General features: G+C 74.3%; 15 protein-coding genes. 11 read left to right on the plus strand and 4 right to left on the minus strand.

Going from position 1 to position 17,271, the window contains the following annotated elements:
- The first annotated feature begins 368 nt into the window (after positions 1 to 368).
- The 3 genes from FRANEAN1_RS08920 to FRANEAN1_RS08930 all read left to right on the plus strand — a co-directional run bounded on the left by FRANEAN1_RS08920 (position 369) and on the right by FRANEAN1_RS08930 (position 3,501).
- On the plus strand, positions 369 to 1,682 hold the full coding sequence (locus FRANEAN1_RS08920; RefSeq protein WP_020459424.1) for an NYN domain-containing protein: 1,314 nt from the start codon (positions 369 to 371) through the stop codon (positions 1,680 to 1,682).
- A 223-nt stretch (positions 1,683 to 1,905) separates the two neighbouring features.
- On the plus strand, positions 1,906 to 2,136 hold the full coding sequence (locus tag FRANEAN1_RS08925) for a hypothetical protein (RefSeq protein ID WP_020459425.1): 231 nt from the start codon (positions 1,906 to 1,908) through the stop codon (positions 2,134 to 2,136).
- A 225-nt stretch (positions 2,137 to 2,361) separates the two neighbouring features.
- On the plus strand, positions 2,362 to 3,501 hold the full coding sequence (locus FRANEAN1_RS08930; RefSeq protein ID WP_198145476.1) for a glycosyltransferase family 4 protein: 1,140 nt from the start codon (positions 2,362 to 2,364) through the stop codon (positions 3,499 to 3,501).
- Positions 3,502 to 3,570: 69 nt separating this feature from the next.
- On the opposite strand, the gene FRANEAN1_RS08935 is transcribed toward FRANEAN1_RS08930, so the two are convergent.
- Entirely contained in the window at positions 3,571 to 5,340 is a 1,770-nt protein-coding gene (locus FRANEAN1_RS08935) for a long-chain fatty acid--CoA ligase (RefSeq protein WP_347177041.1), read from the minus strand.
- A 310-nt stretch (positions 5,341 to 5,650) separates the two neighbouring features.
- On the opposite strand from FRANEAN1_RS08935, the gene FRANEAN1_RS08940 reads away from it, so the two are divergent.
- From FRANEAN1_RS08940 to FRANEAN1_RS08960, 5 genes are all read left to right on the plus strand, one after another.
- Positions 5,651 to 6,418 (plus strand): metallophosphoesterase, encoded by a 768-nt coding sequence (locus tag FRANEAN1_RS08940; RefSeq protein ID WP_041253894.1) that lies wholly within the window; start codon positions 5,651 to 5,653, stop codon positions 6,416 to 6,418.
- A 192-nt stretch (positions 6,419 to 6,610) separates the two neighbouring features.
- On the plus strand, positions 6,611 to 7,057 hold the full coding sequence (locus FRANEAN1_RS08945; protein ID WP_020459429.1) for an SRPBCC family protein: 447 nt from the start codon (positions 6,611 to 6,613) through the stop codon (positions 7,055 to 7,057).
- Between the two features lie 16 nt (positions 7,058 to 7,073).
- The gene (locus FRANEAN1_RS08950) at positions 7,074 to 8,279 is read left to right on the plus strand and encodes an ArsA family ATPase (RefSeq protein ID WP_020459430.1); all 1,206 of its coding nucleotides are present in this window, start codon (positions 7,074 to 7,076) and stop codon (positions 8,277 to 8,279) included.
- Complete coding sequence (locus FRANEAN1_RS08955; protein WP_020459431.1) at positions 8,276 to 9,016, plus strand: hypothetical protein; 741 nt, start codon at positions 8,276 to 8,278, stop codon at positions 9,014 to 9,016. Before FRANEAN1_RS08950 ends, FRANEAN1_RS08955 begins: the two co-directional genes overlap by 4 nt.
- A gap of 7 nt (positions 9,017 to 9,023) precedes the next feature.
- A complete protein-coding gene (locus tag FRANEAN1_RS08960) occupies positions 9,024 to 9,995 on the plus strand; it encodes an ROK family glucokinase (protein WP_020459432.1) in 972 nt (323 codons plus the stop codon).
- A 36-nt stretch (positions 9,996 to 10,031) separates the two neighbouring features.
- Here the strand turns inward: FRANEAN1_RS08960 and FRANEAN1_RS08965 are convergent, their stop codons facing one another.
- The 3 genes from FRANEAN1_RS08965 to FRANEAN1_RS08975 form a co-directional block, all read right to left on the minus strand.
- Positions 10,032 to 11,267 carry a hypothetical protein gene (locus tag FRANEAN1_RS08965; protein WP_020459433.1) on the minus strand — a complete coding sequence of 412 codons (1,236 nt, stop codon included), beginning with the start codon at positions 11,265 to 11,267 and terminating at the stop codon, positions 10,032 to 10,034.
- Between the two features lie 123 nt (positions 11,268 to 11,390).
- Entirely contained in the window at positions 11,391 to 12,590 is a 1,200-nt protein-coding gene (locus FRANEAN1_RS36875; protein WP_020459434.1) for a hypothetical protein, read from the minus strand.
- Positions 12,583 to 13,401, minus strand: a complete 819-nt coding sequence (locus FRANEAN1_RS08975; protein ID WP_020459435.1) for an alpha/beta fold hydrolase — start codon at positions 13,399 to 13,401, stop codon at positions 12,583 to 12,585. The genes FRANEAN1_RS36875 and FRANEAN1_RS08975 overlap by 8 nt, the downstream gene beginning before the upstream one ends.
- 762 nt (positions 13,402 to 14,163) lie before the next feature.
- Between FRANEAN1_RS08975 and FRANEAN1_RS08980 the strand changes: the two genes are divergently transcribed.
- The 3 genes from FRANEAN1_RS08980 to FRANEAN1_RS08990 are packed head-to-tail and all read left to right on the plus strand — an operon-like array spanning position 14,164 to position 17,171.
- Positions 14,164 to 15,075: a lysophospholipid acyltransferase family protein gene (locus tag FRANEAN1_RS08980; RefSeq protein ID WP_020459436.1), complete on the plus strand. Its 912-nt coding sequence runs from the start codon at positions 14,164 to 14,166 to the stop codon at positions 15,073 to 15,075.
- A 32-nt stretch (positions 15,076 to 15,107) separates the two neighbouring features.
- Positions 15,108 to 16,577 (plus strand): hypothetical protein, encoded by a 1,470-nt coding sequence (locus tag FRANEAN1_RS08985; protein WP_020459437.1) that lies wholly within the window; start codon positions 15,108 to 15,110, stop codon positions 16,575 to 16,577.
- Between the two features lie 57 nt (positions 16,578 to 16,634).
- A complete protein-coding gene (locus FRANEAN1_RS08990) occupies positions 16,635 to 17,171 on the plus strand; it encodes a polyadenylate-specific 3'-exoribonuclease AS (RefSeq protein WP_020459438.1) in 537 nt (178 codons plus the stop codon).
- Positions 17,172 to 17,271 lie beyond the last annotated feature (100 nt).

The following is a 17,271-nucleotide window of genomic DNA, read 5'->3' on the forward strand; positions in this document are numbered from 1 at the left end:
AGACAATGGCCGGCTGGCTCGCGAAATGCGGTAGGCGTGACAGTGCCGTGATGCCCCGGGCCTGCGCCGCCGTGTCCTGTGGCCTGCGGCAGCCCCTCGGCCCCGGCCCACCGGGGGCGAAACACCGCTTCCCGTTGGGATTCGCGGCCGCCGATGCGGACCCTGTGGCGGTGCGTGCCCGTTCGCGGTGGGCTGGGCACGGATTCACCGATGGTGTCCGAAGAGGTCGTGCTGGCCGACCGATACCCTGGACCGTCGCTGTCGTCGTTCGCTCCGGAGTCCCCCGTGCCAGTGGTAATGCCCCGACCACTCGGCCGGCCACGGGGAGTCAGCGTCCGCACCCCCGCCGGCCAGGCCGGGCCCGTCGCATGAACGAGACGCTGCCCGTGGACGTGCGGGCCCAGGTCGTGGCCTACGCCGCCGAGACCCTGGCCGACATCGCCGAAGCGGTCGTCCCCCCGAGCCTGGTCGCCGTGCGCCGGTTCAAGCCGTCGCGCCGGTCCCGGCTGGGCGCCGTCCCGCTGGCGGCCGCGATCGAGCACGACGCGCAGTTCCGCGGCCGGGTGGCCGAATGGGTGCGCCGCACCCACCCCGATCTGGTCGCCGCGATCACCGGGGAGGGCGGCCCGCCACCCGCCGCCCCACCCGCCCAGGTCGCGGCGGTCGCCTACATCCTCCGGCTCCCCGACTGGGAGCAGTTCGTCGAGGAGGCGGCCCGCTCGTCCGAGCAGGCGGTCTCCACCGCGCGGCTCGTCGACGCCGAGCGCGAGATCGACCGCCTGCACCAGCAGATCGAAGCCGTCCGCCGGCTCGCCCGCACCGAGCAGGACCAGCTGCGCGGCCAGCTCGACCAGGCACGGGCCGAGGCGGAGGAGGCCCGCCGCCGGCTACGGTCCTCCGCGGACCGCGTCCGCCGCGCCGAGCTCGCCGCCCGGGAGGTGAGCCTCGCCGCCGAGGCCGCCCGGGACGCCGCGCTGGCCTCGGCCCGGGAGAGCGAGGCCGAGGTACGGCGGCTGCGCGCGCGGGTCGGCGACCTCGAAGCCGCCGCCTCGCTGACCCGCCGCGACACCCGCGAGTCCCGCGGCCTGGACGAGGCGCGACTTCGGGTGCTGCTCGACACGCTGATGGCTGCGGCGAACGGGGTCCGGCGGGAGCTGGCGCTGCCGACCACCGTCGCGCGGCCCGCCGACCTGGTTGGCCGCTCCGACAACGGAGCTGCCTTCGACCCGTTCTCCGCGGTCGGTGGCCGCGGGCGCTCCGCCGACGACCCGGCCATCATCGACGACGTCCTCGCCATCCCCGGCCTGCATCTGATCATCGACGGTTACAACGTCACCAAACGCGGCTACGGCACCCTGACCCTCCAGGCCCAGCGGGCACGCCTGCTGGCCGGCCTGGGAGCCCTGGCCGGCCGCTCCCTCGACACCGAGGTCACCGTCGTCTTCGACGCGACGGCGGTGGTGGCCCGGCCGGTCGGGGTCGCGATGCCCCGCGGCGTGCGGGTCGTCTTCAGCCAGCCCGGCGAGCTGGCCGACGACGAAATTGGACGTCTCGTGCGTGCGGAACCCGTCGGCCGACCGGTGGCCGTCGTGACCTCCGACCGCGAGGTGGCGGAGAACTGCGCCTCACAGGGCGCCCGCACAGTCTCCTCGGACGCCCTCCTGGCCCGCCTCGACCGCTAGCTCTCCGCCGGCCCCGACTCACTCAGCCGCCACGGTTCGTTGACGCTTGGGTGGCGCCGGGTATGGGGGACGGGGTTCGGGCGTCCGGAACTGTCGGACCCCTCACCTAGCGTGGTTCGCGTCGAACTGGTGTCCGGTTCCGCGATGGTCGACAGGGCTCGGTGATCTACCGGGTGCGGGGAAGGCCACGCGGATCCGGGCGGCGAACCGAGAGGTGAGCACGATGCTGATCGACTGTGATGCGTGCGCGGTGCGAGACGTCGCGTGCGCGGACTGTGTGGTGACCGTCCTGCTGGCCCCGCCGTCCACCGGCATGGAGTGGGACGAGGACGAGCGCCGCGCCCTCGCCGTGCTCGCCGATGCCGGGCTCATCCCGAGGTTGCGGCTTGCCCCCGGTGGGTCGCCGACCGGCCCGGAAACGCTCCGGCCCCTGCCACGCCGCCGCGCCGGTTGACGCCTGGCTGATGCGCTGCCCGGTCCCGTGCTGCTCGGGCGGGGGTCCGGAATGCCGGTCGGGCCCGGGGCGGTGTCGTTCCGCGGTCGGCATGTGCCGGGGGCGTGCCCGGGGAGCGGGCGGTGCGGCCGCGTCCGGGAGAGGGAGAGTGCTCTGTGTGCGGGCGGGGCGCTGCGGTGGTGTCCGCGTGGTTGGAGGCGTCCCACCTGCGTCTTGATGGAGGCGATGCGGGAGCATGGCGGCGTGCGGGTGCTCGCTGTGACCAATGACTTCCCTCCGCGGCCCGGTGGCATCCAGGCGTATGTGCACAATTTCGCCTCGCGGTTGCCCGACGACGAGATCGTGGTGTACGCCCCTGCCTGGCGGGGGGCCGCCGAGTTCGACGCGGCACAGCGGTTCCCGGTAGTGCGGCACCCGACGTCGCTGATGCTGCCCACGCCGGATGTCTTCCGTCGTGCGCGGGAGATCGCGCGGTCGGAGAAGTGCGACACGCTGTGGTTCGGCGCGGCGGCGCCGCTGGGCCTGCTCGGGGCGTGGCTGCGCCGGGATCTCGACGCCCGCCGGGTGCTGGCCAGCACACACGGGCACGAGGTGGGCTGGGCCGCGTTGCCCGGCGCGCGGCAACTGCTGCGGCGCATCGGGGCGACCACCGACGTGATCACCTACCTCACGGACTACACCAGGGGTCGCCTCGGTCCGGCCTTCGGTCCGCATCCGGACCTGGCCCGGCTGCCCAGCGGTGTCGACCCGTCCCTGTTCCGGCCGGGGGAGGGGCGGGACGAGACCCGTCGTCGCTACGGGCTGGGTAGCCGTCCGGTGGTCGTCTGTGTGAGCCGTCTGGTTCCGCGTAAGGGGCAGGACATGCTGATCCGGGCGCTGCCGGCGTTGCGCCGGCGGATCCCGGGCACCGCGCTGCTGCTCGTCGGCGGCGGGCCGTACCGGCAGGAGCTCACCCGGCTGGCCAGGGAGAACGACGTCGCCAAGCACGTGGTGTTCACCGGGTCGGTGCCGTGGGCGGAACTGCCGGCCCACTACGCGGCGGGGGACGTCTTCGCCATGCCGTGCCGCAACCGGCGCGCGGGGCTCGAGGTCGAGGGCCTGGGCATCGTCTTCCTCGAGGCCTCGGCGACCGGGCTGCCGGTGGTCGCCGGCCGCAGCGGGGGAGCCCCCGACGCGGTCCTCGACCAGCGGACGGGGGTGGTCGTGGACGGCCGCGATCCGCGCGCGCTGATCCGGGCCGTCGGCGACCTGCTGGCCGATCCGAACCGCGCCCGCTCGATGGGGACCGCCGGGCGGGCGTGGGTCGAGCTCCGCTGGCGCTGGGACGTCCTGGCCTCGGACCTGCGCGACCTGCTGCTCGCCTGAGCCGCCCGCGGCCGCCCGGCCTGGCCTGCGCCTGGCCCGGCCATGCTCGGCTGGGGCGTGCACGGCGGATCAGGAGGCGGTCCGGGCCCCCGCGTAGATGGACTCCACGACTGCCGCGTGGCGTTCCAAGATGAGGTTGCGCTTCACCTTGAGACTCGGGGTGAGCTCGCCGCCGGCGACGGTGAAGTCGTTCGGCAGGATCACGAACTTCTTGATCGACTCGGCGTGGGAGACGGTGGCGTTCGCCGCGTCCACGGCCTTCTGGACCTCGGCCAGCAGTTCCGGGTCGGTGGCGAGGTCGGCGGGTGTCACCGTCGACGGGTGGCCGTGGGTGTCGCGCCAGGAGGCGAAGGCGTCCGGGTCGAGGGTGATCAGGGCGGCGATGAACGGCCGCTGGTCGCCGATCAGCATCGCCTGGCTGATCAGCGGGTTCTCCTGGATGCGGTGCTCGAGGGGCGCCGGGGCGATGTTCTTGCCGCCCGCGGTGACGAGCAGCTCCTTCTTCCGCCCGGTGATGCGCAGATGTCCGGTCTCGTCGAGGGAGCCCAGGTCACCGGACCGCAGGAAGCCGTCGGCGTCGAGCGCCTCCTTGGCCGCCGTCTCGTCGTTGCGGTAGCCGCTCAGGACCAGGTCGCCGCGGATGAGGATCTCCCCGTCGTCGGCGATGCGGATCGTCACGCCGGGCAGCGGCAGGCCGACGGTGCCGATCTTCAGCGAATCGGGCCGGTTCACGGTCGCGGCCGCGGTGGACTCGGTGAGCCCGTACCCCTCGAAGATCGGAACGCCGATGCCCCGGTAGAAGTGGCAGAGGCGTGGGCCCAGCGGCGCACCGCCGCTGATGGCGTGGTCGATCCGGCCGCCCATCGCGGCACGCAGCTTGCTGTAGACGAGGCGGTCGAACAACGCGTGCCGAGCGCGCAGCAGGAAGCCGGGCCCGCCGTGGTCGAGGGCCTCGCTGTAGGCGATCGCGGTGGCCTCGGCGGCGTCGAAGATCCGGCCTTTCCCGTCGGCGTGGGCCTTGGCGCGGGCGCCGGCGTGCACCTTCTCGTAGACCCTCGGCACCGCGAGCAGAAAGCTCGGGCGGACCTGGGCCAGGTCGGCCAGCAGCGTGGATGTGTCCGGCGCGTAGGCGATGCACCGCGCGCTGTTGATGATGGTGCACTGCATCGTCCGCGCCAGCACATGGGCCAGCGGCAGGATCATCAGCGTGGACGCGTCCTCGGTGAACAGGTCCGGCATGGTCGCCGCGGAGCTCATCGCGTTGAACAGCAGCGAGCGGTGGGCGAGCTCGCAGCCCTTCGGTCTGCCGGTGGTGCCGGAGGTGTAGATGATCGTGGCGATGCTGGCCGCGGTCACCCCGGCCCGCGCGGCGGCGAGCTCCTCCTCGCCGGTCCCCGCGGCGGCCCCGGCCTCGGCCAGGGTGTCGAGCGCGCCGCCGTCCAGGGCGAGCACCTCGCGCAGGGTGGGAACCTGGTCGCGCACCGTGGCGACGAGTGCGGCGTTGGCCTCGGACTCGACGACGGTGAGAACGGCCTCCGAGTCCGACAGGATCCACTCGAGCTGGCTGGCGCTGGACGTCTCGTAGATCGGCACGGTGACCGCGCCGGCTACCCAGACCGCGTAGTCGACGACCGTCCATTCGTACCGAGTGCGGCTCATGATCGCGACGCGGTCGCCGGGGTGCACCCCGCGGGCGGCGAGGCCGGCGGCCGTGCGGACCACCAGATCGCGGAACTCCTGCGCGGTCACGTCAACGAACTGGCCACCCGACTTGTGGCGGACGATGACCTTCTCGGGTGTCCGTGACGCGTTGGCGAATACGGCATCGCTGAGAGTCATGTCATCCGCCACGGTGACTCGGGCGGGAGAGGTGTACTCGCGCACGGGAACTCCTTGGCTGGCGGCGGGCCGTTCGGGGTGACGTGCCGGTGCGGTGCTGATCTGCGGCGCTGCCTTCTGGTGCGGCGTGGCACCGATGGGAGGGCGGTCGGTGATCGGAGAGAAGTTGGTCAAGTGACGTTAGCCTGTGAGCGCGGCCACGGCGAGCCGTCCGCGCCCGCTTATTTTCGCCCCCGCCGCGCCGACCCGCCTGTGCGCTTTCGGGTACGGGTGCTGTGGAAGGCACGCGACTCGCCCTAAGCTCTCTCACGTGCGCGTGCATGTGGTGAGCGACGTTCACGGACGGTCGGACGCGCTCCCGGGCGCCGCCGCCGGTGCCGACGCCTTCGTCTGCCTCGGTGACCTGATTCTCTTCATCGACTACTTCGATCACGGCCGCGGGATCATGGGTGAGCTGTTCGGCGCCGAGGCGGTGGGCCGCATGATCGAACTGCGTACCGAGCAGCGGTTCGACGAGGCGCGGGAGTGGTCCAGGAAGCTCTGGTCGGGGGTCGACGGCGACCGGGCCGACGTCGTCGAGGCGGCCATCCGGCGGCAGTACGCGGCCATGTTCTCCGCGTTCCCGACGCCGACCTACCTCACCTACGGCAACGTGGACCTCCCACATCTCTACCCCGACTTCCTGCGCGACGGGATCACCCTCCTCGACGGCCAGACCACCGAGATCGGCGGGCTGACGTTCGGGTTCGTCGGCGGTGGGCTGCGCACGCCGATGAACACCCCGTACGAGATCGACGACGAGACCTACGCGGCGAAGGTGGCCGCGGTCGGCGCGGTCGACGTCCTGTGCTGCCACATCCCGCCGCACGTCCCGGAGCTGGTCTACGACACGGAGGCCCGTCGGTTCGAGCGCGGCAGCGTCGCGGTGCTGGAGGCCATCCACGCGACACAGCCGCGGTACGCGCTGTTCGGTCATGTGCACCAGCCCCTGGTCGCCGAGCTCGAGATCGGTGCGACCCGATGTGTCAACGTCGGTCACTTCAACGCGCGGGGCGCGCCGTACGTCCTCGAGTGGTAGGACACCCGGCCCCGCGCCCGGGTTCCGGTAGCCTCAACGATCGATCGGGCAATCGTCCGGCGGCCCGTGACACGGGTGCGCCGAACGGGTGCCGAACGGCCCGCGGAGACGGGCCGGCGGCACGGCCCGGACAGGACCGGCGGGTCCGACCAGGCCCCGCCGGGGCGATGAGATGTGGAGGTGCTGGCGGCTATGGCGGACCACGCGCAGTCGTCGATCGTCATCGATGCCAGGCCGGCCGTCATCATGGGGGCCATCGCGGACATCGCCGCCTACCCGACCTGGGTCGGCCAGATCGAACAGGCCGAGATCCTCGAGGTCGGCCCGGACGGCCGCCCGCGGCAGGCCCGGTTCCGGATCAACGCCGTCGTCGTGAAGGACGAGTTCGTCAACGAGTACACCTGGAAGGGCGACGAGCACGTCAGCTGGAGCCTCGTCTCCGGCGAGGCGATGTCGACCCAGGACGGTTCGTACACGTTGCGTGATCTCGGCGACGGCAGCACCGAGGTGACCTACGACCTCACCGTCGAGCTCAAGATCAAGATCCCCGGCCTGCTCCGTCGGAAGGTGCAGGGCGGCATCGTCGACGCGGCGCTCAAGGACCTCAAGAAGCACGTCGAGAAGCTCACCGAGAGCTGACCATCCGGTGCGGTGTGTGCTCCTGACGGGCAAGGGTGGTGGTGGGACCACGACGGTGGCAGCGGCGACGGCCACGCTCGCGGCCCAGCGCGGCCACCGGACGCTCCTGGTCTGCGCCGACCCGGCCGCCGGCCTGGCCGGCATCCTCGACCATCCGCTCGGCCCCGGTGAGGTCGAGCTCGAACCCGGGCTGTTCGGCCTCCAACTGGACCTGCGCCACGCGTTCGCCGAGCGCTGGCCGCAACTACGCGCGCTGATCTCGGCCGCGGCCCCCGCCGCCGGTGTCGACCTCCTGGAGGTCGAGGAGCTCGCCGGCCTGCCCGGCGCCCTCGAGGCGCTCACCCTGCTGGAGCTGCGCGACCGGCTCGAGTCGGACCGCTACGACGTCGTGGTCGTCGACGCAGGGCCGGCCAGCGCCGCGCTGCGGCTGCTGGCGAGCCCGGAGACGCTCGCGTGGGGCTGCCGCCGGCTTGGCTCCCCGGACGGCGTGCTCGCCCGCTGGATGCGCCCGTCGCTGGCGCTGCCGGGCCGTCTCACCGGGCGGGTGGCCGCGATCGCCGGGCCCGCCTACGAGGCGGTGTCGTGGCTGGCACGCCTGGCGCGTGACATGCGCGCCCTGCTTGCCGATCCCGTCGTGACCAGCGTGCGCCTGGTGCTGACCCCGGAGACGGCCGCGCTCGCCCAGGCCCGGCGGACCCTGAGCGCCCTGGCGCTGCACGGCATCGGCGTGGACGCGGTGGTCGCGAACCGGGTGATCGCTTCGGCCGGGGGCGACGCCTGGCGGGCCGGCTGGGCGGCGGCGCACCGCCAGCAGCTCATCGAGATCGGCGCGTTCGTCGCGCCGCTGCCCGTCCTCACCGCCGCCTACCGGGCCGGTGAGCCGCTCGGGCTGGAGGAGCTCGCCGCCTTCGGCGCCGCGGCCTACGGAGACCTCGACCCGGCCGCGGTGCTCAGCGTTCACCGGTCCGGCGAGGGGGCGGGCCCGCGGGTCGAGCGCACCGAGGGCGGCTACGCCATGTCGTTCGGCCTCCCCTTCGTCGACCGGTCGGAGGTCGACCTCGCCCGGGTCGGTGACGACCTCATCGTCAGCGTCGGCCCGCACCGGCGGCTCGTCCCGCTGCCCGCCGCGCTGCGCCGGTGTGATGTGTCAGGCGCCCGGCTGGCCGAGGAGCGCCTCGTCGTGTCGTTCGTGCCGGACCCGGCCCAGTGGGTGCGCGCGTGAGCACGTCGGACGGGGTGCCCCGGGAGGTCGTCGGCTCGCTCGCCCAGGAGGCGGCGCTGCTGGCGGCGGCCGTCCGGGACTGGGCGGCGGCCAACGGCGGCCCGGACGCCGCGGACGGTCATTTCGACACCGCTGACGGGCAACCCGCCGCCACGGCACCCACCGGCACGGCACCCACCGGCGCAGCCGCCAACGCCACAGCCCCCGGCGCCGCGGGATCGGACGCGCACGGCGGCCGGGACGGCTCCTGGCCATGCTGCGCCTGCCCAGTCTGCCGGGTCCTCACCAGTGTCCGGGAGGAGCACGCGGAGGTCGCGGGCCACCTGGTCGACGCGGCAGTGTCACTGGGCGCGGCGGCGCGTGCCGCCTGGACGGTCTGGGCCGCCAGCGGGCACCGCGGCCAGGCCGCAGGCGAACCTGCCGACCAGGCTGGACCGCGACACGGTGCAACCGGCTGGGAGCGTAGCGAAGCGGCCGCCGGGGATCGGGTTCGTCCGGCCGAGACGGGGCACGGTGGCGGCGCCGACCGCCTTCCCGGGCAGGCGGCGGCGCCGCACGACAGCGGCGGCCCGGCCGCCCGGGAACGGGGAGCCGGGACCGACCGCGATCCGTTCCCCGCGCCGGGCTTTCCACCACCAGGCTTCCCACCACCAGGCCGGGGCCGTGAGACGGGCGCCGGCCTTACAACGTCCGCGGGGTCGCCCCGACCCCGCGTCCAGAAGATCGATGTGAGGTGAGCGCACAGTGACCACCGGGTCAGCGACCGCCCCCGAGGGGGACGGCGACCTGGCGATCGGAGTCGACGTCGGCGGGACGAAAGTTGCCGCCGGTGTCGTCGACGCCCAGGGCAGGATGCTGGCCTCCGCCCGACGGCCCACCCCGAGCCATGCCCCGGCCGAGGTCGCCGACGCCATCGCCGAGCTCGTCGCCGGGCTCCGCCAGGAGTACGACGTCCGCGCCGTGGGCATCGGCGCGGCGGGATGGATCGACCGCGACCGGTCGACCGTCCTCTTCGCCCCGAACCTGGCCTGGCGCGACGAGCCGCTGCGCGACGTCGTGGCGGAGCGGGTCGGCCTGCCCGTGGTCGTCGAGAACGACGCCAACGCGATGGCCTGGGCCGAGTACCGCTTCGGCGCCGGGCGCGGCCAGGCCGACCTCGTCTGCGTCACCGTCGGCACCGGTATCGGCGGCGGCATTGTCCTGGACGGCCGGCTGCACCGCGGCGCGTTCGGCATCGGCGCCGAGATGGGCCACATGCAGGTGGTCCCGGGCGGCCACCTGTGCGGCTGTGGGAACCGCGGCTGCTGGGAGCAGTACGCCAGCGGACGGGCCCTCGTCCGGGTCGCCCAGGAGATGGCCACCGCGTCCCCGGAGGCCGCCCGCACGATGCTGGCCGGTCGCTCCGTCGAGGAGCTGAGCGGGCCGGACGTCACCACCGCCGCCCAGGACGGCGACCCGGCCGCGGTGAAGTGCTTCGAGGAGATCGGCCACTGGCTCGGCCAGGGCCTGGCGAGCCTGACGGCGATCCTCGACCCGGGCCGGTTCGTCATCGGTGGCGGCGTATCGGACGCGGGGGAGCTGCTGGTCGGGCCCGCCCGCGCCCAGTACCGGGCGGGGCTGTCGGGCCGCGGGCACCGGCCGGAGGCCGACGTGGTGGTGGCCACCCTCGGCTCCTCCGCCGGCATCGTCGGCGCCGCCGACCTCGCCCGCATGTAGACGTCGGAGCTCCCGTCTGGTGCGTTTCGCCGCGGATCAGGTCTTGTAGTCGGGGACGAGCTCGGTCGCCAGCTGCTCGAGAAAGAGGCCGGCGTCGGCGACCACTCCGAGGGCCTGGGCCGAGGTGCGGTCGGTGAGGCCGGAGACGATCGACGGGTTCGTGTCGACGCAGGCCACCGGGACCGACGCCGGCAGGATGTTGCCGGTCGCGACCGAGTGCAGGGTGGTCGCGACCATCACCGTGAAGCCGACGCCGCGCAGCGCGGCCCGCATCGCCCGCTGCCCGGCGACGACGTCGGTGTGGACGTCGGGCAGCGGGCCGTCGTCGCGGACCGAGCCGACGAGGACGAACGACTTGCCGGCCTTCACCATCGCGTGCATGACACCCTTGGTGACCAGGCCGGACTCGACCGCGGCCCGGATCGACCCGGCCCGGCGGATCGTGTTGACGGTGCGGATGTGCTGCTCGTTGCCGCGCTGCACCCGCCGGCTGTGCGGCGAGCCCAGGCCCAGCGCGCTGCCGAACAGGGCGCGCTCGAGGTCGAGGGTGGCCAGCGCGTTCCCGCCGAACAGCACGTCGACGTAGCCCGCCTCGACCAGGGCGGTCAGCGCGCGGGAGGCGCCGGTGCTGACCACCGCGCGCCCGGCCACCCACAGCACCTGGTAGCCCTCGGCCTTGACCTCGCGGATCTGGCGGGCGATCGCCTTGACCAGGACGGCCTGCGGCTGGGCCGCGGTGGAGCTGAACGTCGACATCGACGCGAACTCGCCGTGCAGCCGGGTCGAGTGGTCCGAGACGGGCAGGACGACCTTGACCCCGTCGATGCCACAGACGATCACGTCGCCGGCGCGGACGTCGGCCACCGGGACGGTGCGCACCCGGCCGCCGGAGACGATCAACCCACAGTCCATCTCCGGGTGCTCGACAGGCACCCACTGCCCGTCGAGGTGCACGACGGTCTCCAGGTTCGTCGTCGAGTAGAAGTCCTCCGGGAAGACGCCGTCCGCGTCGGCCACGCACATCCGCGCCTCGCCGGGGACGAGCTTGTTCACCCCGTGCACCTGCACCCGCATCAGGATCCGGGCCAGCCTGGACGCCGACTCCGCCCCGACCGTGACCACGGCGTGCGACTCGTCGTCGTGGGTCCGGCCGAGGTCGATCTTGTCGACCCGGTAGTCACCGCCGTAGGCCAGGACGTCGTCCAGCACCCGCGCCAGCACACCGGTGTCCATCAGGTGCCCGTGCACCTCGACCTGCTCGTGGAAACGCACGCCGCCGTCCTTCCGCCGTCATCTGTCGGTCGCCGTACCCGACGCCGCGCCGGCAGGTCGGGCTGGTTGGAGCAACGCCGACGGACCGGACGCGCCCCAGGCGCGTCCGGTCCGTCGGCGCGATCAGACGACCGCGCCGTCGTCCGGTCCGTCGAAGTCCGTCGGCGGCCGGTCGCCCATGCGGGCCACGAGCGTCCCGACGCCTCCGAGAATGAGCAGGACGCCCGCGACGTCCTGGGAACGTGAATGGTTGAGCCCGATCAGGGTCGGGACCACCAGGATCGCGACGCCGAGCGCGATGGAGCCCAGCGCCCAGCGGGTGACCGGCCGCAGCTTCGGGACCGGCGGTGGTGGCGGCGGCACGTAGTGATCGTCGTCGTCCGCGCCCGGATACTCGGGAGCGTCGCGACCCGCGGTGCCGAAGGCGGCCCGCACGGCGGCGTCGAGCCCCGCGATGCCGTCGAGCGGGGAGCGGTTGTCCCGCCCGCGGCTGTTTCCCGCGCGGTCCGCTTCGTCGTCGGCCCCGGCCTCGCCCCGGCCGCCGCCCTGGCGGCCCGTGCCTGCTTTCCCGGCGCCCGTGTGATCGGTGCCGGCCGGGTCGGCACCGGTCAGGTCGGCGTTGGGGTGGTCCGCGCCCGTCCCGTCGAGGTCCACCGGGGCGGCGCCGTCCGTACCGCGGCCGAGCGGGGACGGCGGCTCGGTGCGCTCGGTGCCCGGGTCGGTGTCGTCGCCGGCGAGGTGGCGCCCGTCCGGCGGCATGCCGTCGGGCTGCCGACCCGCGGGCCTGATGATGATGACGGACGGCCGTCGGGGCTCGTCGACGTCCTCGGCGGCCGGCCACAGCCGCTCGCCCGGCGGCGGCTCCTGGTCGAACCGGGCGATCAGCTCGAGGAAGGCCGCCTCGTCGGCGGCCGGTGAGCGGCGCTCCCGGGGGGTCCGCCGGCCCGCCCCGTCAGCCCCGCTGTCGGTCAGGCTCGGTGAGGCGGTGTCGGCGCGCGTGGCCCCCCGATCCGGGGAACCAGCCGTGTCCGGACCAGTCGCCTCCGGGGAACCAGCCGTATCGGGGGAACCAGCCGCCTGCGGCGAACCGGCATCCGGTGCCGTGCCGTCCTCTCGTCCCTCGCCAGAGCCGGCAGCTCCCGCTTCCGCGTTCGGCGACTCCACCGGACGGCCTGAGCCGGGGGCTCCCGCGGAGCCCGAACCACCGGCAGCCGCTTGATCCGCCGCCGCTGCCGCGCCCGCCGCGGGGGGTGAAGTCGGCTCGGTGGGGATCTCGTCGGGGTCAGCGTCCGGCTGCCCGAAACCCGCCGGGTTCTCAGGCATGACGGCCCGGCCTCGGCTCGGGCTGGCCGGAGCCGGCCGGCCCCGGCGTCGCGGTGACGAAGTCGATGCTCCCCTTGAAGATCGTTTCCTTGTCGTGGTCGAGGGTGGCCACGTGGTAGCTGGAGTGCAGCAGCCGTTCCTCGGCGGGCGCGGACGTGAGACCCGCGAGCAGCAGGCGCCCGGACGTCGGCTCGACCACATGATCGGTCACGCTCCGGTAGGCCAGCACCGGGCACACCACCCGGCCGAGGTCCGCCAGGGTCACCGCCCACAGCTCGCGCAGCGAGGCGAACGCCCTGGTCGGAACACGCGAGTAGCCGACCTCCGTCGCGGCGGGATCACGGATGTCGTTCGCGACCCCGGGCACCGTCGGCAGGATCCGCCACAGCAGCGGCGCCAGCGCGGCCGTCCGCCGGTCCGTGCCGAGGCTGGCGTTGACGGTGACCGCTCCCGCGACCTTGTCGCTGTGCTCCTCGGCGAGGCGCAGCGTGAGCGTCGCGCCCATCGACAGGCCCATGACGAAGACCCGGTCGCAGGAGGCGCTCAGCCGGCCGAAGGCCGCGTCCGCGGCGCCGTACCAGTCCTGCCAGGTCGTGGTGGTCATGTCCTGCCACCGGGTGCCGTGGCCGGGCAGCCGCGGGCAGCTCACGCGCAGGCCGGCCGCGGTGAGATGATCGCCCCACAGTCGCATGCTCTGCGGCGAGCCGGTGAAGCCGTGCACGAGCAGCACACCCGCGCCGTCGCCACCACCGCCGTCGAGATCGAAGGGCTCGGCGCCGGGCAGGATCGCCGGCTCCGGGACTCCCGCCATGGTGATCCGCTCCCTCCGCGTCGAGCGCCCGCGACGCGCCCGCCGCGGTTCATGACGTGGGCGCCTCGGTGACCGTGCGTGCGCCGTGCTCCGTGCCGACCTGCGATGTCGACCTGCCGTGCCGGCCCGCCGCCGCGCGGCGACCCGCGGGCGGTGCAGACCCGCAAGCGGTGCAGACCCGCGGGACCGTGCCGGCCTGCCGCCGTGCTGGGAAACGACGCCGACCTTCGCATGCTCGCACGCCCTGGGCCGACTGGCCATGGCCGTGTGCCTTTCCATCATCCCGGACGAACCGGTCGTTGCCGGAGTGTGTTCCCTCCGGTGCGCTCTGCGTGCTCCCGGCGCGTTCCCAATGGCACCGGCCGGCAGGATGTCGGCGGGACGTCTCCGCGATGTCGGCGGGATGTCGGCGGGATGTCGGGGTACGGGATGTCGGGTGAGGTCGGTGGGATCGATGGAGATCCGCCCGCCAGGCGTGGGCCGGGCCGGCTCTCGCCGTGGCCCGCGGCGGGCCCACTCCCGGCTCTCCGGGCCCGCGCCGGACAATGACACACCGACGTCTGTGCCGCGTGGGTGGACGACGTCGTGAGGGGTCCATATGGTCACCCCGGGCAACCCGTTCATGTCCGATCCTCGTCCCGAGGTCGTGGCGCTCGCCCTGACTCACCGTGTCGGGCACGCGTCCGGCCGTCGGGTGGGTTCGGGCGCGGACGTCCGGGAATGCCGCCAGAGGGCGGTGGTGCGACGAAGCGGGGAGCTTGCGTGTTGTACTGGGTCGTCAAGGCCATCCTGACGCCGATCCTGCGGGTGTTCTGGCGTCCGTGGGTCGAGGGTCTCGATCACGTGCCCGCGCGTGGGCCGGCGATCCTGGCGAGCAACCACCTGAGCTTCCTCGACTCCTTCTTCCTGCCGCTGGTCGTGCCGCGGCGGATCACCTTCCTCGCGAAGAGTGACTACTTCACCGGTGTCGGGCTGAAGGGCTGGAGCAAGCGGAAGTTCTTCTCCGGCGTCGGCCAGGTGCCGATCGACCGCAGCGGCGGGAAGGCGAGCGAGGGCGCGCTGCGCACGGGCGTGCGGGTGCTCGGCAACGGCGAGCTGCTCGGCATCTACCCGGAGGGGACCCGCTCGCCCGACGGCCGGCTCTACCGCGGCAAGATCGGCGTGGCCCGGATGGCGCTGGAGGCCGGGGTGCCCGTGATCCCGGTCGCGATGATCGGCACGTTCGAGGTCCAGCCGCTGGGCCGGCTCGTCCCGCGGATCCGCCGGGTCGGCATCCGGATCGGCCGTCCGCTCGACTTCAGCCGGTACGCCGGGATGGCCGACGACCGTTTCGTGCTGCGCTCCATGACCGACGAGATCATGTACGAGCTGATGTCGCTGTCGGGCCAGGAGTACGTCGACATGTACGCGCAGCGGCGGAAGGAGGAGCTCGCCGCGGCCCGCGAGGCGCAGGCCGCCTCCGCCGCGCCGGCCGACCCGCGCCCCGAGGCCGGCACCCGCTCCGAGCCGGACCCGCGGCCCGACACCACCGCACGCTCCGAGGCCGGCTCGCGCTCCGAGACCAGCCCGCGGTCCGAGAACGGTCCGCGTCCGCTGCAGGACCGGCGCGCAGGGGACTCTTCTCCCGGCGCCGTACCCCCTGCCGGTGAGCCGCCGGTCCGCAGGGCGGTCTGAGCGGTTCCGCGCAGGCACGGCAGGATTGCAGGGTGCGCGGCTTTGCGGGTGGTTCGCGAAAGGGAGACGGCCGCCGGGGCGACCGCCCGGCCAGGTGGGCGACGGTGGTGCTCGCGGCCGCCCTCGTCGCCGCCCCCCTCCCGTCCTACGTCGGGATAGGCCTGTCCGGCCGGGCCGCCGCCACGACCGCGCGGGTCTCGACGTCCACCCCGGCCCAGCCGCCGGCGTCCGTGCCCGGCGGTGCCGGTGCCGGCGCGCTGACCGCCGTGGCCACCCAGGTCCCGCCGGGCACCGTGACGCGCACCGGCACCCACCTCACCGACAGCGCCGGACGGGTCGTCCTGCCCCGCGGTGTCACCGTTCCGGCCGGGCGGGTCCCCACCGCCGGCGAGATCGCGCAGTGGCTCGACTTCGGCTTCACCGGCCTGCGCCTGGAGATCCCGATGACCCGTGGCGGGCTGTTCCCGCCGTCGGGCGAGGCCCCGCCACCGGGCGACCGGGAGCTGGGCGGCCTCGACCAGGCGGGCATGGTCGTCCGGGAGCTGACCGGCCGCGGGTTCACCGTGGTGCTGCGGATCGTCCCGGGCGCCGCCGGCTACACCCCCTCGGTCGCGGATCTGACGTCCGGTCTGACCCGCCTGGCCGGCCGTTTCGGCGGGGTGGCCGGGCTGATCGGCTACGAGGTGCCGGCCGGGGTCGGCTCGGCCGATCTCGCCGGCGCCGTGCGGGCCGTCGACACGAACCACACGCTCTGGGTCGAGCAGCCGGCGCCGTTCGACCCCGCGGCGCGGGTCGCGGCCGCCGAGGGGGCCGGGTACGTCACCGGCTGGGTGGACGGCTCCGCGCCCCGGGCCGCCGCGCTGGCCGACGCCGGGGACGCGTTCGGGCTTGGCTGGTTCTTCGACGGCCCGGCCGCCGAGTCCTCCGCGACCGGCATCGGGCCGGGTGAGGTGCGGGCGCTCACCGCGCCCCCGGCGGAGATCGTGCGGCCCTACCCGGCCGCCGTGGCGGGCACGCCGGAGTCGTTCAAGCGCGACGGCGCGGGCGTCTTCCGCCTCGTCTACCAGCCGTCCCGGGCCGGCGGCGGGACGTTCGCCCCGGGCACGGCGACGGCGGTCGTCCTGCCCGCGTGGGCCTATCCGTCGGGCTACCAGGCGCGGGTCACCGGTGGCCAGGTCACCTCCCCGCCCGGAGCCGGGGTGCTGTGCGTGGTCGCGGGGGCGGGCGCGACCCGGGTCAGCGTGGAGGTGACGCCTGCCGCCGGCGCGCCGGCGCCGGTCGCGCCCACCCGTGCGGGTGCCGTCAACTGCGCCGCCGCCCCGGGAACGGGGCCGGGAAGCGCCGGCGCTCCGGCGGGGCAGCCGCCGTCCGGGGCACCCGCGGCGACCTCCGCGGCCGACGACTCCGACCCCGTCCTGCTCCTGCTGGTCCTTCCGCTGCTGGGCGCCGCCGTGGCGGCCGCCGTGCTCGGCCCCGTCTTCGTCCGGCTACGCCGCCGCTGACCGGCGCCGCCCCCGGCCCCTGGCCGGCGCCCCGGCCGGGCGGAGCACACTGGGGGTGTGGGCGGCCGTTTCTTCTACGACACCGAGTTCATCGAGCGCGACGACGGCGGCCATCACTGGCTCGACCTGGTCAGCATCGGGATCGTCAGCGAGGACGGGACGAGGGAGCTCTACGCCGTCTCGACGGAGTTCGACCCCTCGCGCGCCGTCCCCTGGGTGCGCCGCAACGTCCTGGACCGCCTGCCATCGCCGTCCAGCCCGGCCTGGATGTCGCGGGAGCGGATCCGGGACGAGGTGGCGCAGTTCCTCACGGCGGACGGCTCGCCGGAGCTGTGGGCCTGGTACGCCGCCTACGACCATGTCGTGCTCTGCCAGCTCTTCGGGAAGATGCCCGCGCTGCCGCGCCGGTTGCCGCGGTTCACCCGAGACCTGCGCCAGCTCTGGGAGGACGTCGGCAGCCCCAGCCTGCCCCCGCCGCCGCCCGACGCGCACGACGCGCTGGCCGACGCGCGGCACAACCTGGCCCGCTGGGCCGTCCTCGCGCCGCTGCGTGCCGAGCTCGCCCCGAAGGCGCCCGGGCACTCCACCAACTGATGGAACGATTAGCCGACGGAACGTGGTTGATTGGCCACGCCGTGTTTACGGTGAGGGGCTGGTCGGGGTCTCCGGGGAGCTAGGCTGCCGCCGGCAGATG

The sequence above is a fragment of the Parafrankia sp. EAN1pec genome, from assembly GCF_000018005.1.
Classification (GTDB): domain Bacteria; phylum Actinomycetota; class Actinomycetes; order Frankiales; family Frankiaceae; genus Parafrankia; species Parafrankia soli.

What these genes read in the sequence shown, in the direction of transcription:
- FRANEAN1_RS08975 (WP_020459435.1), bottom strand. Translation starts at nt 13,401, where the DNA reads ATGGCGGGAGTCCCGGAGCCGGCGATCCTGCCCGGCGCCGAGCCCTTC.
- FRANEAN1_RS08935 (WP_347177041.1), bottom strand. Translation starts at nt 5,340, where the DNA reads ATGACTCTCAGCGATGCCGTATTCGCCAACGCGTCACGGACACCCGAG.
- FRANEAN1_RS08925 (WP_020459425.1), top strand. Translation starts at nt 1,906, where the DNA reads ATGCTGATCGACTGTGATGCGTGCGCGGTGCGAGACGTCGCGTGCGCG.
- FRANEAN1_RS08945 (WP_020459429.1), top strand. Translation starts at nt 6,611, where the DNA reads ATGGCGGACCACGCGCAGTCGTCGATCGTCATCGATGCCAGGCCGGCC.
- FRANEAN1_RS36875 (WP_020459434.1), bottom strand. Translation starts at nt 12,590, where the DNA reads ATGCCTGAGAACCCGGCGGGTTTCGGGCAGCCGGACGCTGACCCCGAC.
- FRANEAN1_RS08920 (WP_020459424.1), top strand. Translation starts at nt 369, where the DNA reads ATGAACGAGACGCTGCCCGTGGACGTGCGGGCCCAGGTCGTGGCCTAC.
- FRANEAN1_RS08930 (WP_198145476.1), top strand. Translation starts at nt 2,362, where the DNA reads ATGCGGGAGCATGGCGGCGTGCGGGTGCTCGCTGTGACCAATGACTTC.